This is a genomic window from Streptomyces graminofaciens (assembly GCF_030294945.1).
Taxonomy (GTDB): Bacteria; Actinomycetota; Actinomycetes; order Streptomycetales; family Streptomycetaceae; genus Streptomyces; species Streptomyces graminofaciens.
The window spans coordinates 1,699,826-1,722,947 of the sequence record NZ_AP018448.1 but is presented as its reverse complement, the minus strand read 5'-3'; the positions used below and the strand labels follow the sequence as shown (position 1 = coordinate 1,722,947).

The window sequence follows — 23,122 nt, the reverse complement described above, 5'->3', positions numbered from 1 at the left end:
TGAAGGCGTCGATGAGCGTGCGCGTCCGGCCGGGGAAGACGACGGCGTCCCCGGTGGCTACCGCGCGGATGCCGGCGACGAGTTCACCCGGCAGGGCCTCCTTCAGCAGGAACCCGACGCGGTGGCGATCCAGTCGTACGCCGACCGGGCCGTGAACTCGCTCTGGCCGCCCCGCAGCAGCAGCCCGGCGGTCGCGAAAGCCGGAAGGCCGGCGTGGGCGGGGACGTACGGGATCGCGACGCAGCGCATCCCGGCCGCGTGGGCGGCGGCCGCGCCCGGAGCCGCGTCCTCCAGGACCACACAGTCGCCCGGGGCCGCCCCCAGCCGGCGGGCGGCCTCCAGGAAGATGTCGGGGGCGGGCTTGCCGCGCTCGACCTCGTCGGCCGACACGACGGTCCGCAGATACGCGTCCAGACCCGTGCCGGAGAGGATCGCCTCGATGGCCGGGCGCGACGACCCCGAGGCCACGGCCATCGCCACCTCCTCGGCCGCCAGCAGCTCCACGAACCCCCGCATCTCCGGGAAGACGCGGGTGGAGACGCGGGCCAGCTCCAGATAGCGGCGGTCCAGCTCGTCGAGGAGTGCGGCGCGCGGCGCCCGGATCCCGTACCGCTCCTTCCAGAGCCCGAGCGTCTCCCAGGTGCCGATGCCCACGTATTCCTCGTTGTCCTGCCAGCTGTACTCGCGTACGCCATGAGCGGCGAGCAGCTCGCGCGACGCTTCGAAGTAGTTCGGCTCACTGTCCACGAGCGTTCCGTCGAGATCGAAGATGACCGAAGTGCCGTCGAGAGTGCTCATGGGATCCAGGATCCCAGCCTGCCGGGGCTCAATTCCTCGCCGCCCTGCCCACCGCCTCCACCAACGGCAGCAGCCGGTGCGGCACCCGCTCCCGCAGCGCCACTTCTGTACGGGTGCGGACCACACCCGGCAGGCTGATCAGCACCTGGATCACATCCTCCAGATGCGCGTTGTCCCGGGCCACGACCCGCGTCAGCAGATCGCCGCCACCGGTGATCGAGAACGCCTCGACGATCTCCGGTACGGCCGCCAGCGCGTCCCCCACATCATCGAGATGCCCCTGGGTCACCTCGATGTGTACGAAGGCGAGCACCGGGTGGCCGAGCGCGGCGGGGGAGAGCGAAGGGCTCGAACCGGTGATCACACCATCGCGCTCCAGCCGGTCGAGCCGCGCCTGGAGCGTCCCGCGGGCGACGCCGAGGATCCGGGCGTACTCACGCACGCTGGTGCGCGGCTGTTCCAGCAGCAGCCGGAGGATGCGGGTGTCGAGCTCGTCCACGGCCATGGTCCGTCGGCCTCCCTGCGCTATGGGGTGATCGCGAAGGAATGTACCAATGGCCCGGTGGGTCGGGCTCGCGTCGTCAGTCGGGGTGAATGAGGCGGCTCTGGCGGGCGAAGACCACGGCCTGTACGCGGTCGCGAGGTTCGAGCTTCTGAAGGATTCGCCCAGGTGGGACTCCACGGTCGCCTCCGCGAGGTACGGCGTGGCCGCGATCTCCGCGTTGGACGGACCGCGGCCCACCTGGACGAGTACCTGACGCTCACGGGCGGTGAGCAGGTCCTCGGGCCGGACGTTCTTCAGCGGGAAGCCGGGTGAACACTTCGGTCAGCGCCCACCGCCGCCGATCGCGGCTCCGGCGGCGATCAGCGCCGTCGACACGGTCCCGTCCACCCCTGCCCCCCGCTTGTCGCCTCAGGCGCCCAGCGCCGCGAACACCACGGACCTGGCCTCCTCCTGGATCCGGCGCAGATGGTCCGGGCCGAGGAAGGACTCCGCGTAGATCTTGTAGACGTCCTCGGTGCCCGAAGGGCGGGCCGCGAACCAGGCGTTGGCGGTGGCCACCTTGATCCCGCCGAGGGCGGCGCCGTTGCCGGGGGCCTCGGTGAGGACCGTGGTGACCGGCTCGCCGGCGAGGGTGTCGGCGGTGATCTGGCGCGGGGACAGCTTGGCGAGCAGTGCCTTCTCCTCGCGGGAGGCGGGGGCGTCGACGCGCGCGTAGGCGGGGGCGCCGAAGCGGTCGGTGAGCTGGGTGTAGTGCTGCGACGGCGTCTTGCCCGTGACCGCCGTGATCTCGGAGGCGAGCAGGGCCAGGATGATGCCGTCCTTGTCGGTGGTCCACACCGAGCCGTCCCGGCGCAGGAAGGACGCGCCCGCCGACTCCTCGCCGCCGAAGCCGAGCGAGCCGTCGGACAGGCCGTCCACGAACCACTTGAAGCCGACGGGGACTTCGACCAACTGCCGGCCGACGTCCGCCGCGACCCGGTCGATCATGCTGGAGGACACCAGGGTCTTGCCGATCCCGGCGCCCGCGGGCCACTGCTCCCGGTGCGAGAACAGGTACGAGATCGCCACGGCCAGATAGTGGTTGGGGTTCATCAGGCCCCCGTCCGGTGTGACGATGCCGTGCCGGTCGGCGTCGGCGTCGTTGCCGGTGGCGATGTCGAACTGGTCGCGCCGCTCGATGAGCGAGGCCATGGCGTACGGCGAGGAGCAGTCCATGCGGATCTTGCCGTCCCAGTCCAGCGTCATGAAGCGCCAGGTGGGGTCGGTGAGCGGGTTGACCACCGTCAGGTCGAGCCGGTGCTGTTCGGCGATCCGGCCCCAGTAGGCGACCGAGGCGCCGCCCAGCGGATCGGCGCCGATGCGCACACCGGCGGCCCGGATCGCGTCCAGGTCCAGCACGTTCGGCAGGTCGGCCACGTAGGTGCCGAGGAAGTCGTAACGGCCGGTGCCGGGTGCGGCCAGGGCGCGGGCGTAGGGGACGCGCCGTACGTCCTTCAGGCCGCCGGTGATGATCTCGTTGGCGCGGTCCTGGATCCAGGAGGTCGCCTCGGAACCGGCGGGGCCGCCGCTCGGCGGGTTGTACTTGAAGCCGCCGTCGGCGGGCGGGTTGTGCGAGGGGGTGACCACGACGCCGTCGGCGAGGCCGGCGGTGCGGTTGCGGTTGTGGGCGAGGATGGCGTGCGAGACCGCAGGGGTGGGCGTGTAGCCGTCGGCCTGGTCGATGAGGACGGTCACGTCGTTGGCGGCGAACACCTCCAGTGCCGTGATCCGCGCCGGCTCGGACAGGGCGTGGGTGTCGGCGCCGAGGAAGAGGGGGCCGTCGGTGCCCTGGGCGGCGCGGTACTCGCAGATGGCCTGGCTGGTGGCCGCGATGTGGTCCTCGTTGAACGCCGCGGCGAGGGCCGAACCGCGGTGTCCCGAGGTGCCGAACGCCACCCGTTGCCCGGGCTCGGCCGGGTCGGGGTGCAGCGCGTAGTACGCCGTGACCAGGCGGGCCACATCGATGAGGTCCTCGGGCCCGGCGACCTGCCCCGCTCGCGCGTCCTGCATTTTCCCGCTCCTCTGCAAGGGTCGACCGTTGGGTACGGCCCTCATTCTCCCCTGCCCGGCCCGCCGGGACGCGCATCGGGCGGCCGTTGTGGCACGCGTCCGGCGGGTGCGACGGTGCGGCCGGCGAGCGAAGGGACATCGACGCGAGGCACGAGGACCAACCACCGCCCGCCGCGCGGACGCTGGACGTGGGCAGCGGCACCGGGCGGCCCGTCGCAGCCGCGCTCATCGAGGCGGGGCAGGTGTTCAGGCGGTGTGAACTACCCGACCCCGTAGGACGGCGGAGGTGCGGTCGAGCCGCGGACGACGAGTTCGACCGGCGGCTCGCCCGCAGGCGGCAGATCGGTCTCCGGCTCCTCGATGGCGTGCACGAGCAGCCTGATTCCCTCCCGTGCCGCGGCGTCGAAGGGCTGACGCGCGGTGGTCAGCGGTGGAGTGACGTACGCGAAGACGGGGTTGCCGTCGAAACCGACCACGCTGATGTCCTCCGGCACACGGCGTCCGGCCTCCCGCAGGGCGTGGATCAGGCCGACGGCCATTTCGTCACCCGCCACGAACACCGCGGTCACGGAGCTGTCCGCAGCCAGCTCGCGGCCCGCCGCGTAGCCGGAGGCGGGCGACCAGTCGCCCTCGACCACCGGCTGTTCGGGCGCGCCCCGTGCCGCCAACGCCGCCCGCCATCCCTCGATACGGTCCTTGGAGGCGTACCAGCGCCGGGGACCGGCGACGTGATGGACGGTCGTGTGTCCCAGATCCAGCAGGTGATCGGTGGCCGCCCGCGCCAGCGCGTGGGCGCCCACGCCCACGCTGAGGGTCCGGGCAGCGGTGAAGGCCGGTGGCGCGCCCAGGAAGAGCACCGGCACATCGACCCTGAGGGAGACCTCGCCCTCCACAACGGGTTCGGAGACGACGACGCCGTCAACTCCCTGTTCGAGGAGAGACATCACGGCGCCGGAGATGCCTTCGGGGTCCCCGTCCTCGGTGTTGACCACACGCAGTGCGTAGCCTGCGTCCCGTACGGCCTTCTCGATGCCCACGAGGAGCGAGGCGGTGCCGTATCCGGCCGTCCCCAGGGCGACGACGCCGATGGAGCGGTTCCGCCCCGAGGCCAGCGCCCTGGCGGCGTGGTTCAGCCGGTACCCGAGTTCCACGGCGGCATCGAGGACGCGTCGGCGGAGCTCGTCGGACACGTACGGCTCGTTGTTCAGGACCCGCGACACCGTCTTGCGGGAGACCCCCGCCGCGCGGGCCACGTCCGCGCTGCGCGGCGCGGAAGAGGCCGCGATCCGCCCCACCACTCGTGTCATGAGAGCTCCCGACGGTCGTGTCCACCGAACCAGGCCAACAGTATGACCGCGCGGTCACTGACCACGCGTCATGTCTATGCAGTCATGAGGTCGTACGTCAAGAGCGCGGATGCCTCTTTCGAACCGTGGCAGCTGAGAAGCGTTCCGCGTGCGACATGCTCGCCGCCTGATCCGTTGGCCTACCAACAGTCGACTCTCCAGGTCCCTGGCTGAGCCAATGGATCAGTCGAGTCATCAGCTGTTGAGCCATTGGAGCAAGCGTGCTTATCTTTGCCGTATCCATGTACTCGGCGCCGCGCGCCGGACGGCGACGAGGCCGGACCGGAGCGCGGCGCTTTCGCTGTGCCGTTGTGTCTGACACCCCAGACCGCCGCGCGCACGGCGTGCACCACAGCAAGGGGCGGCCCACTGCCATGAAGAGGATGTTCATAGCTCCAGATCCGGGCCGCCTGCGACTGCGGAATTCGGCCCGCGCCGTGATCGGCGTCGGAGCCGCGGTGGCTGCCTCCGAACTCTGTGGCTTCTCCCTCTCCGCGTCGATCACCGGCGGCCTCGCCGCGCTCCTCGCCCTTTTCACCGTCACCGATCCGACCGTCGGTGCCCAGCGGATCACCACTGCCCTTCTGCCCGCGGCTGGATTTCCGGTTCTGGCACTCGCCACCGCGTTGCACGGTGTCACCACCGTCAGGGACGTCGCGTTCGTGGCCACAGTCTTCTGTGGCGTCTATGCCCGTAGATGGGGGGCACGTGGTCAGGCGCTCGGGATCTTCGCTTTCATGAGCTTCTTCGTGACGCAGTTCCTGCACGCCGTCCCCGCACAACTGCCCGAGTTGTACGCCGCGATGGTCCTCGCACTGTTGGTGGCCGCCACGGTGCGCTTTCTGCTCTGGCCCATCGAACGCGGTGGCTCGCCCGTTTTCGTTCCCGCCGAATTGCCCGGCACGGGTCTGTCGCGGACAACCACTCGGCAGGCTGTCCAAGCCGCGGTTGCCTGCTCCCTCGCACTCCTCATCGGCCAGGCATTCTCCGAAGACCGCTGGTACTGGGCCGTTGGTACCGCCTGGTGGATATTCGTCAATACGGCGTCCCGAGGCGAGACCCTTGTTCGCGGTTTTCGCCGCGTCCTGGGAACCGTGATCGGTGTCGCTGTCGGCCTTCTTGTCGCCGTTCCACTGAATGGGGCGCCTACGCCGTCGGTCGGGCTGGTCGCGTTCTGCGTCTTCGGCATCTTCTATACGGCAGCGGTCTCGTACTCCTGGATGATTCTGGCGGTGACCGTCATGGCCAGCCTCCTCTACGGATTGTTGGGCGTGCTGGATGCCGACCTGCTCGTACTCCGTCTCGTGGAGACAGGCGTGGGCGCGGTGTGCGCCATGCTCGCCGTGGTCCTCGTGCTTCCGGTCACGACACACGCGACGAACGACGCCTGGATCCAGCGGGCCCTGCACTGCGTACATGCCGCCACAACCGCCACGGCTGCTCGGCTCGAAGGCGACCCCGAGGCCGACCCGGCCCCGCACGCCGCGGAGTTGGAGCTGTTGTTCGGCCGAGCAAGGGTGGCACTGGCTCCGCTGGTACACCCTCTCAACCCGTTCCGCGCCCGCAAGGAGCGCGCTCGTCAGACGATTCAGTTGCTCGACGACTGCGTGAACGAGGTACGAGCCCTGGGTTCCGCCACCGCCGACCCGGCCAGGCTGCACGAGGCCTCCTTGGTCGCTGCCTGCTGGCGTGTGAAGTCCGCAGTGGAAGCCTTGACCGCGCGCCGCCCGGGACGAGTAGAAGCTGCCGCCCAGGAGACGGCCCATCAGGCGGAGGCGGGGCCGGCCCACGTGCATCTGCACAAGCTGGAGAAGGCACTGTCGGAGCTGGCGATGCCGCTCGGATCGTCTCCGGGTTCTCGGCTGACGGGTTCGTGAGCGAGAGTCGCTAGCGCTACCGAACCTCGCTCCACACACGCGGGAGGGGCTGAACGTGCGCCCCGCAAGGGGCGCGGGGAACTGCGCGACCAGCCACGACGAACCCGCAGCCGAAACCGGGGGACTTGGGGGCGCAGCCCCCAGTGGACGGGAATGGGTACGGGCGGCGGGGGCGAAGAAAACCCCCGCGGCAGAAACCCTCACGCACCCGACACCCACTGGTCTAGACCTACTGCTACTGTCCCCCGAACACCACACCACCGGGAGGGGACCACAGTGGCGGCACCGACACCGAACGACAAGCGCCGACGACGGGCCTACATCGGCTCCTACACGTCGGCCGGAGGCCCGGGCATCCTCCTGGCCTCCGTGAACGCCGAAACCGGCGCCCTGACCGTCCTGAGCACCACGGACGACTTCCCCGACCCCTCGTACCTCACCCTCTCCCCGGACGGGACCACCCTCTACGCGGCCGGCGAGACGACCGAGGGTGCGATCGCCGCGTACCGCGTGACAGGCGACAAGCCCGAACCGGCAGGTTCCCCGGTACCGGTCGGCAGCGGCCCCACCCACCTCACCCTCTTCGCCGACCATGTCCTGACCGCCGACCACGGCTCCGGAAGCGTCACCGCCGTCCCCCTCCGCCTCGACGCCACCCTCACGCACACCGCGTCGGGCACCCTCCGCCACACCGGCTCGGGCCCGCACCCCGAGCACCAGCGAACCCCGCACGCCCACCAGGTCCTCCCCGCCCCCGGCGGCCGCTGGTTCGTCTCGGTCGACCTCGGCACGGACTCGGTGCGAGTGTGCGCCTTGCGGGACGGCACACCCGTGGTTCACCGCGAGACCCGCCTACGCCCTGGCTCCGGGCCGCGCCACCTCACCTTCCACCCGGCCGGCTCGTACGCCTATGTGCTGAACGAACTCGCCCCCACCGTCACCGTCTGCCGCTGGAACGCCGCCGACGGGCTCCTGGAGCCGCTCGGCGAGACCCCGGTGCTCCCGGGCGCCCCCGACGGCGACGCGTACCCCTCCGAAGTCGTCGTCTCGCCCGACGGCCGTTTCGTGTGGACGGCGACCCGAGGCCCGGACCTGCTGTCGGTGTTCGCGGTCGAGGAGGCGGGCGCGGCGCTGCGCCTCGTGACGACCGTGCCCTGTGGCGGCCACTGGCCGCGCGACGTCACGTTCCACGAGGGATGGCTGTACGTCGCCAACGAACGCCCCGGGGACGTCACATGGTTCGCAGTCGACCCGGACACCGGAGTGCCCCGCCGCCGTGGCTCGATCGAGACGCCCGCGGCCTCGTGCGTGCTCCTCGACGGCTGACACCCCGAGAACGGCCGAGGGCCCGCTCCTGTGACGGGGAGCGGGCCCTTCGGCGTGTACCAGGGGTACGAGGTGTACCCACCGGGTACGGCCGGCCTCAGCGGACCGGCATGCCCTGCGGCTGCTGCGGAGCGATGCCGAGCGCCGTCGTGTACTTGCCGAGCGCCAGCTTGCCGATCGCCGGGTACGGACCGAGCGCCTCGGCGGCGGAGCAGCCCGCCTCCTGAGCGGCCGCCAGGACCAGCTCCGCGTCGATCTCCGGCCCTATCAGATACGGCGCGAGGGCGAGCTGCTGGGAGCCCGAGGAGCGCAGCTGCTCGGCCACGGACTGGATCGAGCCCTCCTGGTCGAGCGCGGCGGCCATCACCGGCACGGCGAGCCGCGCGGCAAGCAGCATGCCCGTGATCCCGGCGGCCTGCACGGCCTCCTCGCCGCCCACAGAGGCGAGGATGATGCCGTCGGCTGCGGTCGCCACGGTGAAGAGGCGGGCGCGGTCGGCGCGGGCCAGGCCGGCCTCGGAGAGACGCACGTGCAGCGCCTCGGCGAGCAGCGGGTGCGGGCCGAGGACATCGGTCAGGTCGGCCGCGACACGGCTCTCCATGACGGCCTGGCGGACCTGGCGCAGCGTCGCGCTGTCCGGACCGGCCAACAGCGGCACGACGACGGAGACGGGGCCGTCCGGCTCCTTGACGTCCAGGCCCGCGGCACGGGCCTGCTCGAAGCGGGCGGTGCGCTCCTCGGCGGCGTGCGTGAGCACGGACTGCAGGGTGGGGAACTCCGCGCCGTCCCCGTCGACGTACCCGATCCGGGCGTCGAGGCCGGGGAGCTCGGAGCGCGCGATGCTCACGACCTCCTCGGCGAGGCTGCGCGTGGCGGCGCTGGGCGTGCCCGGCACCGCGAGGACGAGCGCGGGCGCGCCCTCGGGAGCCGCCAGGGGCTCGGGGCGACGGTGTCGCCCCGGCTGGCGGGGTCGCGGCATTCGTACAGGCAGGCCGGATGCGGGCCCAGTGGGGGAGCTCATGGCGCCGCATGCTACTGGCTTCCTGGGCTCCCCTGTTCGGGGAGGGTGCAGGTGAGCGGTATCCGTCCGGATTTGTCTGATGAGTTACGTGGCGATCAGGGCCGATCGGTACCGCATTCAACTGCCGCGTACCGTCTGTGGTTGTGCATGGCGGTGCTTGTCCGACAGGCGGGTTTGATACCTATTTCGGGTGCTGCTTTTCGGCCACCACGTATAACATCTGCTCGTCGTACGGCAACCGGAGTCCGCCAACGGCAAGATCGGTCGCGATACGCACGGAACCGGCCAGCGGATCGCCTTCGGCCGGCACCCGCCGCGCATACGGCAGCCGCTCGGCCAACTCGGCCTCCAGGGGGACGAGGAGGGGGTCGCCGAGCTTGAACAGGCCGCCCGTGAGGGCGATTCGGGGCTCGCCCGAGGCGGGGCACACCGCGGCGGCGGAGTCGGCCATGTGGCGGGCCGCCGCGCGCAGGATGTCCGCCGCCACCGGGTCGTCCCCGGCCTGGGCGGCCGCTTCGGCGACCTCGGGGGCGAACGACGCGAGAACCGCCGGACGGTCGGGCCGCGGATAGAGCCGCCCGGGCAGCCCGGCCACCGGGCCGAACAGCTCCTCGGCACGGGTGAGCAGCCGCGCCGAACCGCCGGGCCGCCCGTCGTGCGCCCGCAGCGCCGCCTCCAGCCCCGCTCGCCCGATCCACGCCCCGCCGCCGCAGTCCCCGAGCAGATGACCCCAGCCGTCCGCCCGCCGCCAGCGCTCCAGGTCGGTGCCGATCGCGATGAGCCCCGTCCCGGCGGCGATCACCACGCCGGGCGAGGGGCCGAGGGCCCCGGTGTAGGCGCTCACGGCGTCAGCGACGAGCGCGACCCGCCGCACCCCCAGTTCACGCCCGAGAGCGGACGGCAACTCGGCCCGCATCCGCTCCCCGAGCGTCGCGAACCCGGCGGCCCCCACGGCCACCGCCGCGAGCGCCCCGACCCCGGCATCCTCGACCAACCCCCTTGCCACGGGCAGCAGTTGCGCCAACAAATGCCCGGCGTCGATCCCCCGCACCCCGGTCCGCACCGGCTCCTTCGACACCACCGGCCCCCCGACGACCCGACCCCCCACGGCCAACACCACACGCATGCCCGAGCCGCCGGAGTCGACGGCGAGAACGACAGGGGCCTCGGCGCCGAGCGAGTCCGGCCCAGACGTGAGAGCGGCCCCAGGACCACGCGAACCCACGGACAGAACACCGCCCGTCACGAGGCCAACGAGACCCTCGACCGAGTCACGACGCGGTGCCGCCCCATCGCCGGTCCGGGCCGCGTCGCATCGCGGTCCGGGGCCGCTGGTGAGTCCGGCGTCGTCAGGCGCCTTGGAACAGCCGAGGCTCTCGGCGGTCTCGGCGCGCGCCGGTGCCGTCCCGCCGGCAGCCCGGGGCGTCCCGCCGGCAGCCCGGGCCACGACGTGATGCGGTGCGGGAGTGAGGGTGAGTCCGACGGTGTCGTTGAGTGCGCCGGAATCGCGGGGTCTTCCGGCTGTCTCGGTGTGCGCTGGTGCCGCTCGACCCGCAGTCCGGGCCGGGACGTGATGCGGCCCGGAAACGGAGGAGAGTCCAGCCGCGTCGTCAGGTACCCCGGAGTCGCCGGGCCGCGTGACCAACTCGGTGCTCGCCGTTGCCGACCCACCCGCGCCCCTGGCCGTGAAGCCGCCCCGCTCGGAAGCCCCGGTATGCCCAGCCGCGGCCTCACATGCCCGCTCAGTGGCCGTGACAGCCCTGCCGGCCTCCGCGCCGTGTGCCCCGAGAGGGGTGGCGCAGTTGCTCCCAGAGCCGGACAGCGGCTTCGAGGCCCCAGCCCCGGTCGATGTGCCGTGAGGCGGCACGGAGCCGCCCTCCGGTGTTTCCGCCGGGGCGTCGCGCGGCCCCGAACAACTCGGTACCCCGCGCTCCGCCCCGGCGCCGGTCATGGCAGGCGCCAGTCCACCGGGGCGCCGCCCTGGCGGGCCAGGAGGTCGTTGGCCCGGCTGAAGGGGCGCGAGCCGAAGAAACCGCGGTCGGCGGACATGGGGGAGGGATGGGCGGACTCGATGGACGGGAGGTCGCCGAGGAGGGGGCGGAGGTTGCGGGCGTCGCGGCCCCAGAGGACGGAGACCAAGGGGCGTCCGCGCGCGGCCAGCGCCCGTATCGCCTGCTCGGTGACCTCCTCCCAGCCCTTGCCGCGGTGGGCCGCCGGCTTGCGCGGGGCCGTGGTGAGCGCCCTGTTCAGCAGCAGTACGCCCTGCTGCGTCCACGGAGTGAGGTCGCCGTTGGACGGCTGGGGCAGACCCAGGTCCGTGTTCAGTTCGCGGTAGATGTTGATCAGGCTGCCCGGCAGCGGCCGTACCTCCGGCGCGACCGAGAAGGACAGCCCCACCGCGTGCCCCGGCGTCGGATAGGGGTCCTGGCCGACGATGAGGACGCGGACCTCGTCGAAGGGCTGCTGGAAGGCCCGTAGGACGTTCGGTCCGGCCGGGAGGTAGGTGCGCCCGGCCGCGATCTCCGCGCGCAGGAAGTCGCCCATCTCGGCGATCCGTCCGGCCACGGGTTCCAGTGCCTTCGCCCAGCCCGGTTCGACGATTTCATGCAAGGGTCGTGGTGCCACGGCGTCACCCTACTGCCGTAGCGACAGAGAAGATCAACCGGCGGTCGGAGGGCGACCAGGGTTGACCGTCCGGTGGACGAACAGTGCGCGTTCCAGGGCGCTTTGGTGATCGGTACGGGTGCCATCCGGGCAACGTGATCCCCCTTTCTTTGTGGCCCACCCCCTCTTCACGGCGGCCCTTTCTCGCTGCGATCTCCCTGAAGGAAGGCGCTCAGCCCACCACCGCCGCGCGCACGCACAGCACGTCCGGCAGATGCGAGGCCAACTGGCGCCAGGTGTCTCCGTCGTCGGCCGACGCGTACACCTCGCCGTTGCGGTTGCCGAAGTACACCCCCGCCGGGTTGGCGTCGTCCGTGCACATCGCGTCGCGCAGCACCGTGCCGTAGTGGTCCTCGCGCGGCAGGCCCTGCGACAGCGGCTCCCAGGTGCCGCCCGCGTCCGCCGTGCGGAAGACACGGCAGCGCCGGTCGGCGGGGACCCGGTCCGAGTCCGCGGTGATCGGGAAGACGTACGCCGTGTCCCCGCGGCGCGGATGGGCGACCGCGGTGAATCCGAACGTCGAGGGCAGACCCGCGCCGATGTCCGACCAGTGCGCGCCCGCGTCGTCGCTGCGGTACACCCCCCAGTGGTTCTGCAGATACAGCCGGTCCGGCTTCTCGGCGTCCCGCGCGACCTTGTGCACGCACTGGCCGAACTCCGGGTTCGGGTCCGGCAGGAACACCGCCGAGACCCCGGAGTTCGAGGGTGTCCAGCTCTCGCCGCCGTCCCGCGTGCGGAACACCCCGGCGGCGGAGACGGCGACGGTCACCGCCCGCGCGTCCCGCCGGTCGGTGAGGACGGTGTGCAGGCCCTCCCCGCCGCCACCCGGCACCCACTGGTCGCGCGTCGGGTGCTCCCACAGCGGCCGTACCAGCTCGAAGGTCTCGCCGCGGTCCTCCGAGCGGTACAGCGCCGCCGGTTCCGTGCCCGCGAACACCACGTCCGGCTCGGCGGCCGACGGATGCAGCTGCCACACCCGCTCCAGGGAGGCGCCGGTGTCCTTGGGGAACCTGACGGCCGGGCGCGCGGGCTCGGTCCATGTGCGGCCGAGGTCGTCGGAGTGGAACACGGACGGCCCCCAGTGCGCGCTGTCGCCGCCGACCAGAAGGCGGGGCGTGTCCGCGCGGGTGTCGATGGCGACCGCGTACACGGCCTGCGCGTTGAAGTACGGACTCTCGTCGAACTCCCAGGCGCCGCCGCGCCGCCGTCCGATGAACAACCCCTTGCGCGTGCCCACGGTGAGCAGGACGTCGGCCATGCCGACCACCTCCGGACGTCTTCGTCTCAGTCGGTTGTCTCGGTCACCGGCCAGTCTGCACCCCGGCACTGACAGTTACCCTCCGAGGACGTTTCACCGCAGGTCAGAGGGGGTGTCGGGGACCCGGGGGAGAGCGGTGCGGGCGCCGGGTGAGGCGGCGGCCGGGCGAGGTGACCCACATCGCATGAGCAGCGGTGGGGCCGGGCCCGTATGGGAGAGCGGTTCGGCATGTCCCGCGTCCATGAGGAGGGTGTCCGCGATGGCGGCATTCCGTGGTCCGAAGGTGTGGCTGTGGCGATGGCGGCGCAATCCGCTGCGGCGGCGCAGCGACCGGCTCGAGGGGTGGGTCGTCCTCACCGTGTGGGCCCTCACCGTGTTCGGCGGGGTGGTCGCGGGACTGCTGTCGGCGGACTCCGTCGAGGCCGGTCTCGCCCGGCAGCGCGCCGAGTGGCGTCCGGTCACCGCGACCCTCACCCAGGACGCGCCGCAGCCGGCCGACGCGAACGGGGCCGACCGGGTGTGGTCCAAGGTCCGCTGGTCGGCGCCGGACGGCTCCGCGCGCGACGGGCAGGCCCGGGTCGAGCCCGCCAGCGCCGAGGGCACCTCGGTCACCGTCTGGACGGACACCGAGGGCCGCCTCGTGACCCAGCCCGCCTCGGCGTCCCAGGCCCGGCTGCGCGCCACCCTCGTCGGCATCCTGGCGGGAGTGTGCGTGGCGGCCGTGCCGTACGTGGGCGGCAGGGTCGTACGCGGACGGCTGGAGCGGCGGCGGCTGGACGAGTGGGACGAGGCCTGGGAGCGCGTCGGCCCGCTGTGGGAGCGCAAGGCCTGGTGAACGCGCCACTCGTACGGGCGAACGCCTCCTCGCGCGGGTGGTAGCCCACTTCCGTGCGGCGAGCACCCTCCCCGCGCCGACGGCCGTGGCGACGCCCGCGCGGATGGCCGACGGCCGGACGAGGTCTGCGACGGCCGACGGCCGGACGAGGCCCGTGGGGGAAGGCGCCGTCCGGCCGTCAGGGAAGGGACCCACCGGTCAGATGATGAGCGGTCTCACCTGTAGGTGATGTCCGAGGCGGAGTACAGGCAGTTGGTGCTGTCGGGGCCCGTACCGGCCGAGTCGTTGTTGTTGTACTTCTGGCACGGGACGACCTTGCGACCGCTGTCGTTGAGGATCGTGATCCTGCGCAGGGTCGCGACGTCGTTGCGGTTGACGTTGATGCCGACGAGCCGTGCGGTCGAACCCGTCCCGGTGACCTCGATGTTGTTGAGGTTGACCTTGCGTGTGTACTGAGTGGAGCAGTCGCCGCACGAGCGGTAGAGCGTCTTGAACTCGCTGACGGCGAAGTTGGAGATGTTCAGGGTGCCCGGCCCGTTGTGCTGGAAGACCTTGTCGGCCGCCTTCTTGGCGCCGCCGCCGGTCACCGTGTAGGTGGAGCCGCCGCGGAAGGTCGCCGCGTCCTCGCCGACGTCCTCCCACCACACGTTCTGCAGCGTGCAGTTGCCCTCGCAGTGGATGCCGTCGGCGCCGGGCGCGCCGATGATGACGTTCTTCAGTGTCGCGCCGGCCGCGAGCTCGAAGATCGGGTCCTGGCCCTCTTCCTGACCGTCGCCGGCCAGGTCGCCGCTGCCGTAGTAGCGCACCATGCCGCCGTCCCTGGTGCCGGTCACCTTGATGGTCGAGGTCACCGGCTTGCTGCTGGTCGGTGTCGGCCAGGTGGCGGCGCTAGCGGTCGAGGCCCCGCTAGTCATGATCATGCCAAACGAGAGGCTGAACGCGGCGAGCGTGCCGGTCAGCGCGCGCGTGCGGGCACGCGGACGTGTTGCAGAAGTCATGTCCCGATTCCTTCTGTTGTCCGAGCGGATGGGGGGTCTCAGAGCTTTCCGGCGCCGGCGCCCGAGGTGACCGAGGCGACGACGGACGAGGCGGGCTCGGCGCTGTAGCCGTACGGCGGGGCGGTGAAGCTGCCCGTCCGGGAGATCTCGGTGGCGGCCCCACCGAGGTCGTTGCCGCGCAGATTGGCGTAGCCGTCCACGTCACTGCTGCGGTTCGTGGTGACCGCGACTCCTGTGTTGCGGAAGACGTTGTTCTCCACGAGCATCTGGGCGCCCATGCGCGAGTGGCAGGCGGTCTCGGCGCCGTCCACGTAGTTGTTGTAGAAGTGCCCGGTGCCGAAGCGCAGGCTGGGGATGCGTGAGTAGACGTTGCTGAAGTGGTTGTGGTGGTACGTCACCCTCAGGTGCCCGGTGTCCTCGGAGGCGTTGTTGTCGCTGTGGCCGACGAGCGAGCCCTTGAAGTGCTCCTTGAAGGTGTTCCAGGACACCGTCACATGGTCCGAGCCGTGGTTGATGTCCAGCAGACCGTCGTAGTAGTCCTTGTCGTGCGTGCGGTCCGCCGAGAAGGAGTTGTGGTCGATCCACACCTTTGTGGACTCCTGGACCGTGATTCCGTCGGCGGGCGCGAGCGGCTTGCTGATGTTCAGATTGCGGACGACGACGTTGGTCTCTTCCTTGATCCGCAGGCCGCCGCCGGTGAACCCCGAGGACGAACCCACGCCCAGCACCGTCGTGTTGGAGCCGATGTCCACCTGACCGCTCAGTGAGATCAGGCCGCTGACGCGGATCACCTTGGCCGAGTCACCCGTGACGGCGCTCTTGAAGGCGGCGAGCGTGGAGACGGTGACCGCGGAGGCGCCGCCGCCCCCGGTCGTCCCGGCGCCGAAACCGATGGGGGAGGTCTCGGCGGCCGTCGCCGACTGGGGCAGGACGAGGACGGCGGTGGAGACGAGAGCGGCCGCCGCGGCCACCAGGGCTGATCTTTGCGCATGTGTACGTGGGGGGACGGTACGCATGGGGTGCGTCCCTTCAGGGAGAACGTGTGGGCCATGTGTGTGAACGGTGTTCATGAATCTGATCGCTGCGCGCGGACGGAGATGCCGAGGTGGGGTACTCGGCACTTTGGAAGGTGCGTGTTTCCGGGCCGATGGGGCTCGGGTGTGTATTGCCGTGCGGGTGCGGCGAAGGGGCGGTTCACACTGCTGAACGGAACGTAGGGAGCAAGCGCTTTCTAGTCAAGGCTTTGCGCAGAAGACATTCGGTCGCCCCAGGTGGGCGCCCCTCCCGGTCTCTCCGCCCGCTCCGGCGGGCTGTGCGGGGCGCTCCCGGCGCGTGGCGCGAGCGAATTCTTTCGACGCGTGGGAGCGCTTCCAGGGCGGCCATGTCCATGCCACGATGCTCGCCGGACGCTTCGCTTCCGAGAGGGGTGAGTCGATGGCGACTCCACGTATGCGTACGTTCATCAGCGGACTTGTCCTGGCGTTACTGGCCGTCGGCCCGACCGTGCTGTCCCCCGGCCCGGCGACCGCCGACGCCTCCCGGATCGGCTCCGCGGGCCCGCTGCCCGGCTCCTTCAGCTGGTCCTCCACCGGCCCGCTGATCTCCCCGAAGCCGGACGCCACCCACCGGATCGTCTCGCTCAAGGATCCGTCGGTGTTCCGGTACGACAACCGGTGGCACGTCTACGCCACGACCGCCGACACCTCCGGCGCGTGGAGCCTGGCCCACACCAGCTTCTCCGACTGGTCCCAGGCCGCGGCCGCGCCGCAGACGTTCCTCGACGTCAACCCGAACATCGGCAACCGGTACGCCGCCGCCCCTCAGGTGTTCCACTTCGCGCCGCAGAAGCTCTGGTACATGGTCTACCAGACCGGTCCGCCGTCGTACTCCACGACCACCGAACCCGGCGATCCGCGCAGTTGGAGCGCGCCGCGCACCTTCATGGCCACCGAGCCGCCCGTCGTCACCCAGAACAAGGGCAGCGGCGGCTGGCTCGACTTCTGGACGGTCTGCGACAGCACCGACTGCTACCTGTTCTTCTCCGACGACAACGGCCACCAGTACCGCTCCCGCACCACGCTCGGCGAGTTCCCGAACGGCTTCCGGGAGACCGCGATCGTGCTCTCCGAACCGAACCGTTTCGACCTCTTCGAGGCGAGCAACGTCTACCGGATCGGCGACAGCGGCAAGTACCTCCTGCTCGTCGAGGCGCTCGCCACCAAGTCGGACTGGCGGCGCTACTTCCGGGCCTGGACGGCCGACCGCCTCGGCGGTGCCTGGACCCCGCTCGCGGACACCGAGGCCAATGCGTTCATCCGCTCGAACAACGTGACCTTCCCGGCGGGAACACCGGCCTGGACCAAGGACTTCAGCCACGGCGACCTGATCCGTGACGGCGTCGACCAGACCCAGACGATCGACCCCTGCCGGCTGCGGTACCTGTACCAGGGCATGGACCCGGCCTCGAGCGGCGACTACTCCCAGCTGCCCTGGCGCCTGGGCCTGCTCACCCAGACCAACTCCGCCTGCTGAAGGGACAAGGACGTGCCCCGAACCCCCCACGACATGGCGCGGAGACCGCTGCGCGCGGTTCTCGTCACGCTGATCGGAGCCCTGGTGCCGTTACTCGCGGCCACGCTCCTCACCGCACCCACGGCCTCGGCCGCACCCCTGCCGAAGCCGTCGTCACTCGCCGAGGCGGCTCCGGACGCGAAGGCCGAGGCGGCGCCCCGCGCCGCGCTCACCGAGATCACCAACTTCGGTGAGAACCCCAGCAACCTCCAGATGTACCTGTACGTGCCGGAGAGCGTCACCACGAAGCCGGCCATCGTCGTGGCCGTGCACTACTGCACCGGCTCCGGCCCCGCCATGTACAACGGCACCGAGTACGCCCAGCTCGCCGACCGCTACGGCTTCATCGTCGTGTACCCGTCCGTCACCCGCAGCAGCAAGTGCTTCGACGTCTCCTCGCCCCAGGCGCTGCGCCGGGGCGGCGGCAGCGACCCCGTGGGCATCAAGTCGATGGTCGACTGGACGGTCCGCACCTACTCCGCCGACACCAGCCGTGTCTTCGCCACCGGTATCTCCTCCGGCGCGATGATGACCAACGTCCTGCTCGGCGACTACCCGGACGTGTTCGCGGCGGGCGCCGCCTTCTCGGGCGTCCCCTTCGCCTGCTTCGCCACCACCAACGGCTCCGAGTGGAACAGCGACTGCGCGAACGGCACCATCACGCGCACCCCGCAGGCCTGGGGCGACCTCGTCCGCGGCTCGTACCCCGGCTACACCGGCCCCCGGCCCCGGATGCAGGTCTGGCACGGCACCGAGGACGACGTGCTGCGCTACCCCAACTTCGGCGAGGAGATCAAGCAGTGGACCAATGTGCACGGCGTCAGCCAGACGCCGGCCGCCACCGACACGCCCCAGTCCGGCTGGACCCGCACCCGCTACGGCGGCACCGGTGACCGCGCCTCCGTCGAGGCCGTCAGCCTCCAGGGCGTCGGACACAACCTGTACGCCTGGGGCATGGGCGAGCGCGTGCTGACCTTCTTCGGCCTCAACGGCTCAGGGCCCGCGCCCCAGCCCCCGGCGGGCCCCTGCAAGGTGACCGTCACCACCAGCGCCTGGAACACCGGCCTGACCGCCTCCGTGACCATCACCAACACCGGGACGACGGCGGTCAACGGCTGGAAGCTGGGCTTCACCCTGCCCTCCGGCCAGGCCATCACCAACGGCTGGGGCGCCACATACAGCCCGGCGAGCGGTGCCGTGACCGCGACCAACGCCACGTACAACGCGGCGATCGCACCGGGCGCGAGTGTGAGCATCGGCTACCAGGCGAACCACACCGGCAACATCGCCGCACCCACCGCGTACAGCCTCAACGGCACGGCCTGCACGACTGCTTGACGGGTCGGGTCCTTCGGGACCGGCCTCTCCGGGCGCGTGCCTCGGTGCGCGCCCGGACACCTTTCGTGTTCCACTCTCCCGGCAGAAAGGCACCCCGCACGTGCAGCAGCCGAGAAGCGCCCGGTCCTCCAGCAGCCTCCAGCCATCGGGAAGGGCGCCGCTCGCCGGGCTGATCGCCACCTGCGTCCTCGTCCTGGCCCTCATCGTCACGTCCTCCGCCGTGGTGGCCCTGGTCAGGAGCCCGGAGCGGACCTCAGGAGCCGGGGCCGAGGCCGCGGCCGCCCGGCGCCACTGGGTGAACACCTGGTCGGCGATGCCGCAGCTCACGGAGCCGGGCAACATGCCACCCGCGCCGTTCACCGGTGACCGGGCGGTCCTCGTCGACACCACCCTGCGGCAGACCGTGCACGTCACCACCGGCGGGCCCCGCCTCCGGCTGCGCTTTTCCAACGCCTTCGGCGGCGCCCCACTGCCGCTGACCTCGGTGACCGTGGCCCTCCCGCGCCATGGCCAGGCAGGCGTCGGCGCGATCCAGCCCGGCACCTCCCGGACGGTGACCTTCAGCGGCCGGGAGGCCACAACGGTGCCGGTCGGCGCCCAAGTGGTCTCGGACCCACTGGAGTTCGACCTGGAACCGGGCAGCAACCTGACCGTGACGGCGTACCTCGCCACGGGCCAGCAGACCCTCGCCCTCACCTCCCACCCGGGCTCCCGCACCACCTCGTACCTCCAGAGCGGCGACCACACCCGGGACGAGGAGCTGCCCGGGGCGACCCCGGTCAACCACTGGTATCTGCTGAGCGACGTGGAGGTGCTGTCCCCGGCCCGTACGACCGCGGTCGCCGTCCTCGGCGACTCCCTGACCGACGGCCGGGGCTCGACGACCAACGGCAACAACCGCTGGCCCGACCAGCTCTTCGACCGTCTTCAGGCGAGCCCCGCCGGCCGGAACATCGCGGTGGTCAACCAGGCGGCCGGCGGCAACCGGGTCCTCAACGACGGACTCGGCCCGAACGCGCTCGCCCGCCTGGACCGCGACATCCTCGCCCACAGTGCCGTCGAGAAGCTCATCGTCTTCGAGGGCGTCAACGACCTCGGCACCGCAGAGGCGACCCCCGCCGCCCAGCGGCGCGTCACCGACGACCTGATCGCCGCGTACGAGCAGATCGTCGTCCGGGCACACGCCCAGGGCATCCGCGTCTACGGCGCGACCCTGCTGCCCTTCGACGGCAACACCTCGTACGACGACCCCGACGGGCACCGTGAGGCGGCCCGGCAGGCGGTCAACACCTGGATCCGCACGAGCGGCCGCTTCGACGCGGTCATCGACTTCGACCGCGCCGTCCGCGACCCGCAGAACCCGAGCCGCCTCCGCGCCGACCTCCACGACGGCGACTGGCTGCACCTCAACCCCGAGGGCTACCGCCTCCTGGCCGAAGCCGTACCGCCGAGCCTGCTGCGCTGACCTCGGCGCGGCTCACACCGACCGGTGGTACTGCTTCGGCACCCACACCTCGCCCCCGAGTTCGCGGGCCGTCCGGCGGGCCCAGGACGGGTCGCGCAGCAGCTCCCGGCCCAGCAGGACCGCGTCGGCCTCGCCGCCGGCAAGGATCTTCTCGGCCTGCTCGGGCTCGGTGATCTGACCGACCGCGGCGACGGCCATCGGCGTCTCGTTCCTGACCCGGGCGGCGAAGGGCACCTGGTAGCCGGGACCGGTCGGGATGCGGACGGCGGGGGCGTTGCCGCCGGTGGAGACGTCGAGGAGGTCCACACCGTGCGCGTGCAGTTCGGCGGCGAAACGGACCGTGTCGTCGGCCGTCCAGCCGTTCTCCGCCAGCCAGTCGGTGGCCGAGATCCGGAAGAACAGCGGCTTGTCGTCCGGCCACACCTCCCGTACGGCGTCCACGACTTCGAGGGCGAACCGGACCCGGTTCTCGTACGGGCCGCCGTACTCGTCCGTACGGTGATTGGAGTACGGGGAGAGGAACTCGTTGATCAGATAGCCGTGGGCGCCATGGATCTCGACGACCTCGAAGCCCGCGGCGAGGGCACGCCGGGCCGCGTCCGCGAACTGCTCGGCGACCGCGCTCATCTGTTCGACCGTCAACTCCGTCGGTACGGGATGCCCTTCGTCGAAGGGCAGCGCGCTGGGCGCGACCGGCTGCCAGCCGTACGCCTCCGGGCCGATCGGTGCCCCGCCCTGCCACGGCAGGCCGGTCGACGCCTTGCGGCCGGCGTGCGCGAGCTGGACCGCGGGCACCGAGCCCTGGTCCTTGAGGAACCGGGTGATCCGGCGGAAGGCCTCGACCTGGGTGTCGTTCCAGATGCCGAGGTCGTACGGCGTGATCCGGCCCTCGGGGGCGACGGCGGTCGCCTCGACGATGATCAGCCCCGTGCCGCCGGTGGCGCGAGCCGCGTAGTGCGCGAAGTGCCAGTCGTCGGGTGCGCCTGTCCCGGGGCCCTCGTGCGCGGCCGAGTACTGGCACATCGGGGGCATCCACACCCGGTTCGGGATGGTCAGTTCACGCAGGGTGTAGGGCTCGAAGAGCGCGCTCACGGCGGACTCCATTCGTCACGGGATCGGTCACTGCTGCTCGTACGATAGGCATCGTAGTACGGTGAATGTCAAACTACGATAGGTCTCGTACAATGGGATGCCGGTGCCGGCACATTCCCGTGACGACCGTGACGAATGGAGTCCGCCGTGACATCGCCCGCCGCAGGCAGCCGTGACCTCGCCCATCCGGAGCGCGCGGAGATCCGGCTGGAGGCCGTGCTGCACGCGCTCTCCGACCCCGTGCGGCTGCGCGTCGTGCGAGAGCTCGCCGACGCCGCCGACGAGCTCTCCTGTTCGTACTTCGACCTGCCGGTCACCAAGTCCACGACCACCCACCACTTCCGGGTGCTGCGCGAGAGCGGCGTGATCCGGCAGGTCTACCGGGGCACGGCCAAGATGAACGACCTGCGCCGGGACGACCTGGACGACCTCTTCCCGGGCCTTCTCGACGCTCTCCTCGACGCCGCCGCGCGCCAGGCCGTCCGGCTCGGCGACGGCTGAGTCGCACATCGACGCGGCACGGCCCTACGCAGGCGCCCCCTGGGCGGCGGTCATGAGTGACTCCCAGTCCGGCAGTTTCACCACGCCCCTGCCCAGCGACGCGCCCAGCTCCGCCTCCGCCCGTTCGATGGACTGCCAGCCCGACCACTGCACCGGGCTGACGCCCTGCGCCCTCAGCTCCGCCAGTGGGTCGTCCGGCACCTCACGGCGTACCAGCTCCGGCGCGTCCTCCAGCAAGGAAGTCACCGTCTCCTTCGCGCACGGCCTGTTCGTGCCGATCACACCCGTCGGGCCCCGCTTGATCCAGCCGGACACGTACTCGCCCGTGGCTGCCGCGCCGTCCCGCAGGACGCGGCCGGCCAGATGCGGGACGGTGCCGTGGGCCGAGTCGAAGGGGAGGTCGTCCAGGGGGACCCCGCGGTAGCCGACCGAGCGGAGGACCAACTGGGCCTCGATCTCCTCGTAGCGGCCGGTGCCGGTGACTCCGCCGTGGCCGTCCGGTGTCGTGCGCTCCAGGCGGACCCCGCACACGCGGTCGCCGTCGGCGAGGATTTCGACGGGGCGGAGGTAGAAACGCAGGCGGATGCGGTGGCGGCCCTCGGTGGGCGGTGCGGTGGCCCAGCCGCGCAGGACCTCCACGTTGCGGCGCTGGGGCGCGGGCAGGGCCGAGGGGTCGACGTAGGCCGGGTCGAGTTCCAGCTCCGCCGGGTTGACGGTGACCCGGGTGTCCGGGAGGGTGCCCAGTTCACGCAGCTCCTTGGTGGTGAAGCGGCCCTGGGACGGGCCCCGGCGGCCCACCATGTGGACCTGGGCGACCTCGCTGGCGGCGAGCGAGGTGAGCGCGCCCTGCGGCATGTCGGTGGGGCTCAGCTCGGCCGGGCCCCGTGCGAGCATCCGGGTCACATCCACCGCGACGTTCCCGACGCCGATCACCACGGCCGCCCGCGCGCCGAGCACGAAACCCTCCGCGACGGCGTCCGGATGCGCGCTGTACCAGGACACGAACTCGGTCGCGGACCAGCTGCCGAGCAGCTCCTCACCCGGGATGCCGAGCTTGCGGTCCGTCGCGGCGCCCACGCAGTACACGACCGCGTGGTAGAGCTCGCGGAGCCGGGCCACCGGCACGCCCTCCGGCCCCACCCGCACCCTGCCGAGGAAGCGCACCCGGTCGTGCTCCAGGACCGTGCGCAGGTTGTTCTGCAGCGACTTGATCTTCTCGTGGTCCGGCGCCACGCCGTACCGCACCAGGCCGTACGGGCAGGGCAGCCGGTCCAGGACGTCGACGCGTACAGAGGGGTCCTGCTGGACGAGGCTCTGGGCGGTGTAGCACCCGCTCGGCCCCGAGCCGACGACGGCGACACGCAGCACCACGGCGGAACTCCTTACCCGAGTCACCCGAGGAGATCGCTGATGCCTCCAGCATCGCACCACCACCGCTGCGCTGACAGGGTGCCGTGGGCGGCGGTGGATGCGTGCCC

The 23,122-nt window shown here is 71.5% G+C and carries 19 protein-coding genes; 7 read left to right on the top strand and 12 right to left on the bottom strand.

Features of this window, described 5'->3' with window-relative positions; translation table 11 throughout:
- Positions 1-102: 102 nt before the first annotated feature.
- The 4 genes from SGFS_RS07485 to SGFS_RS07470 form a co-directional block, all read right to left on the bottom strand.
- On the bottom strand, positions 103-798 hold the full coding sequence (locus SGFS_RS07485) for an HAD family hydrolase (RefSeq protein WP_286248694.1): 696 nt from the start codon (positions 796-798) through the stop codon (positions 103-105).
- 28 nt (positions 799-826) lie between these two features.
- Positions 827-1,303 carry an Lrp/AsnC family transcriptional regulator gene (locus SGFS_RS07480; RefSeq protein WP_286259843.1) on the bottom strand — a complete coding sequence of 159 codons (477 nt, stop codon included), beginning with the start codon at positions 1,301-1,303 and terminating at the stop codon, positions 827-829.
- Between the two features lie 408 nt (positions 1,304-1,711).
- On the bottom strand, positions 1,712-3,352 hold the full coding sequence (gene pgm / locus SGFS_RS07475; RefSeq protein WP_286248692.1) for a phosphoglucomutase (alpha-D-glucose-1,6-bisphosphate-dependent): 1,641 nt from the start codon (positions 3,350-3,352) through the stop codon (positions 1,712-1,714).
- A 260-nt stretch (positions 3,353-3,612) separates the two neighbouring features.
- Positions 3,613-4,659 (bottom strand): LacI family DNA-binding transcriptional regulator, encoded by a 1,047-nt coding sequence (locus SGFS_RS07470; protein ID WP_286248691.1) that lies wholly within the window; start codon positions 4,657-4,659, stop codon positions 3,613-3,615.
- A 422-nt stretch (positions 4,660-5,081) separates the two neighbouring features.
- Here SGFS_RS07470 and SGFS_RS07465 point away from each other — a divergent pair, with 422 nt between their 5' ends.
- Positions 5,082-6,575, top strand: a complete 1,494-nt coding sequence (locus SGFS_RS07465) for an FUSC family protein (protein WP_286259841.1) — start codon at positions 5,082-5,084, stop codon at positions 6,573-6,575.
- 276 nt (positions 6,576-6,851) lie between these two features.
- Positions 6,852-7,901, top strand: coding sequence for a lactonase family protein (locus SGFS_RS07460; protein WP_286248689.1), 1,050 nt, complete (start codon positions 6,852-6,854; stop codon positions 7,899-7,901).
- A gap of 97 nt (positions 7,902-7,998) precedes the next feature.
- Here SGFS_RS07460 and SGFS_RS07455 read toward each other — a convergent pair whose 3' ends face one another.
- From SGFS_RS07455 to SGFS_RS07440, 4 genes are all read right to left on the bottom strand, one after another.
- Positions 7,999-8,922: a sirohydrochlorin chelatase gene (locus SGFS_RS07455; RefSeq protein ID WP_286248687.1), complete on the bottom strand. Its 924-nt coding sequence runs from the start codon at positions 8,920-8,922 to the stop codon at positions 7,999-8,001.
- Between the two features lie 181 nt (positions 8,923-9,103).
- The gene (locus SGFS_RS07450) at positions 9,104-10,147 is read right to left on the bottom strand and encodes an N-acetylglucosamine kinase (RefSeq protein ID WP_286259839.1); all 1,044 of its coding nucleotides are present in this window, start codon (positions 10,145-10,147) and stop codon (positions 9,104-9,106) included.
- A gap of 722 nt (positions 10,148-10,869) precedes the next feature.
- Positions 10,870-11,547, bottom strand: coding sequence for a uracil-DNA glycosylase (locus SGFS_RS07445; RefSeq protein ID WP_286248685.1), 678 nt, complete (start codon positions 11,545-11,547; stop codon positions 10,870-10,872).
- Positions 11,548-11,758: 211 nt separating this feature from the next.
- Positions 11,759-12,913 (bottom strand): WD40/YVTN/BNR-like repeat-containing protein, encoded by a 1,155-nt coding sequence (locus tag SGFS_RS07440; protein ID WP_434026461.1) that lies wholly within the window; start codon positions 12,911-12,913, stop codon positions 11,759-11,761.
- Between the two features lie 190 nt (positions 12,914-13,103).
- Between SGFS_RS07440 and SGFS_RS07435 the strand changes: the two genes are divergently transcribed.
- Positions 13,104-13,679 carry an Rv1733c family protein gene (locus SGFS_RS07435; RefSeq protein WP_286248680.1) on the top strand — a complete coding sequence of 192 codons (576 nt, stop codon included), beginning with the start codon at positions 13,104-13,106 and terminating at the stop codon, positions 13,677-13,679.
- A 215-nt stretch (positions 13,680-13,894) separates the two neighbouring features.
- Here the strand turns inward: SGFS_RS07435 and SGFS_RS07430 are convergent, their stop codons facing one another.
- Both SGFS_RS07430 and SGFS_RS07425 read right to left on the bottom strand, forming a co-directional pair.
- A complete protein-coding gene (locus SGFS_RS07430) occupies positions 13,895-14,677 on the bottom strand; it encodes a pectate lyase (RefSeq protein ID WP_286248678.1) in 783 nt (260 codons plus the stop codon).
- A gap of 38 nt (positions 14,678-14,715) precedes the next feature.
- Positions 14,716-15,693, bottom strand: a complete 978-nt coding sequence (locus tag SGFS_RS07425; RefSeq protein WP_286248676.1) for a pectate lyase family protein — start codon at positions 15,691-15,693, stop codon at positions 14,716-14,718.
- 418 nt (positions 15,694-16,111) lie between these two features.
- Here SGFS_RS07425 and SGFS_RS07420 point away from each other — a divergent pair, with 418 nt between their 5' ends.
- The 3 genes from SGFS_RS07420 to SGFS_RS07410 all read left to right on the top strand — a co-directional run bounded on the left by SGFS_RS07420 (position 16,112) and on the right by SGFS_RS07410 (position 20,051).
- Positions 16,112-17,209, top strand: coding sequence for a non-reducing end alpha-L-arabinofuranosidase family hydrolase (locus SGFS_RS07420; RefSeq protein ID WP_286248675.1), 1,098 nt, complete (start codon positions 16,112-16,114; stop codon positions 17,207-17,209).
- 33 nt (positions 17,210-17,242) lie between these two features.
- Positions 17,243-18,586, top strand: coding sequence for an extracellular catalytic domain type 1 short-chain-length polyhydroxyalkanoate depolymerase (locus SGFS_RS07415; protein WP_286259837.1), 1,344 nt, complete (start codon positions 17,243-17,245; stop codon positions 18,584-18,586).
- Between the two features lie 169 nt (positions 18,587-18,755).
- The gene (locus tag SGFS_RS07410; protein ID WP_286259836.1) at positions 18,756-20,051 is read left to right on the top strand and encodes an SGNH/GDSL hydrolase family protein; all 1,296 of its coding nucleotides are present in this window, start codon (positions 18,756-18,758) and stop codon (positions 20,049-20,051) included.
- A gap of 12 nt (positions 20,052-20,063) precedes the next feature.
- On the opposite strand, the gene SGFS_RS07405 is transcribed toward SGFS_RS07410, so the two are convergent.
- Positions 20,064-21,143: an NADH:flavin oxidoreductase/NADH oxidase gene (locus SGFS_RS07405; RefSeq protein ID WP_286248674.1), complete on the bottom strand. Its 1,080-nt coding sequence runs from the start codon at positions 21,141-21,143 to the stop codon at positions 20,064-20,066.
- Between the two features lie 147 nt (positions 21,144-21,290).
- Here SGFS_RS07405 and SGFS_RS07400 point away from each other — a divergent pair, with 147 nt between their 5' ends.
- Positions 21,291-21,644 (top strand): ArsR/SmtB family transcription factor, encoded by a 354-nt coding sequence (locus SGFS_RS07400; protein ID WP_286248671.1) that lies wholly within the window; start codon positions 21,291-21,293, stop codon positions 21,642-21,644.
- A gap of 24 nt (positions 21,645-21,668) precedes the next feature.
- Here the strand turns inward: SGFS_RS07400 and SGFS_RS07395 are convergent, their stop codons facing one another.
- On the bottom strand, positions 21,669-23,012 hold the full coding sequence (locus tag SGFS_RS07395) for an FAD-dependent oxidoreductase (RefSeq protein ID WP_286259834.1): 1,344 nt from the start codon (positions 23,010-23,012) through the stop codon (positions 21,669-21,671).
- Positions 23,013-23,122: the final 110 nt, after the last annotated feature.

Bases quoted from the DNA above. Each gene is read 5' to 3' on its own strand.
- SGFS_RS07435 (WP_286248680.1), top strand. From the start codon at position 13,104: ATGGCGGCATTCCGTGGTCCGAAGGTGTGGCTGTGGCGATGGCGGCGC.
- SGFS_RS07415 (WP_286259837.1), top strand. From the start codon at position 17,243: ATGGCGCGGAGACCGCTGCGCGCGGTTCTCGTCACGCTGATCGGAGCC.
- SGFS_RS07425 (WP_286248676.1), bottom strand. From the start codon at position 15,693: ATGCGTACCGTCCCCCCACGTACACATGCGCAAAGATCAGCCCTGGTG.
- SGFS_RS07465 (WP_286259841.1), top strand. From the start codon at position 5,082: ATGTTCATAGCTCCAGATCCGGGCCGCCTGCGACTGCGGAATTCGGCC.
- SGFS_RS07485 (WP_286248694.1), bottom strand. From the start codon at position 798: ATGAGCACTCTCGACGGCACTTCGGTCATCTTCGATCTCGACGGAACG.
- SGFS_RS07470 (WP_286248691.1), bottom strand. From the start codon at position 4,659: ATGACACGAGTGGTGGGGCGGATCGCGGCCTCTTCCGCGCCGCGCAGC.
- SGFS_RS07455 (WP_286248687.1), bottom strand. From the start codon at position 8,922: ATGAGCTCCCCCACTGGGCCCGCATCCGGCCTGCCTGTACGAATGCCG.
- SGFS_RS07430 (WP_286248678.1), bottom strand. From the start codon at position 14,677: ATGACTTCTGCAACACGTCCGCGTGCCCGCACGCGCGCGCTGACCGGC.
- SGFS_RS07480 (WP_286259843.1), bottom strand. From the start codon at position 1,303: ATGGCCGTGGACGAGCTCGACACCCGCATCCTCCGGCTGCTGCTGGAA.
- SGFS_RS07420 (WP_286248675.1), top strand. From the start codon at position 16,112: ATGGCGACTCCACGTATGCGTACGTTCATCAGCGGACTTGTCCTGGCG.
- pgm (WP_286248692.1), bottom strand. From the start codon at position 3,352: ATGCAGGACGCGCGAGCGGGGCAGGTCGCCGGGCCCGAGGACCTCATC.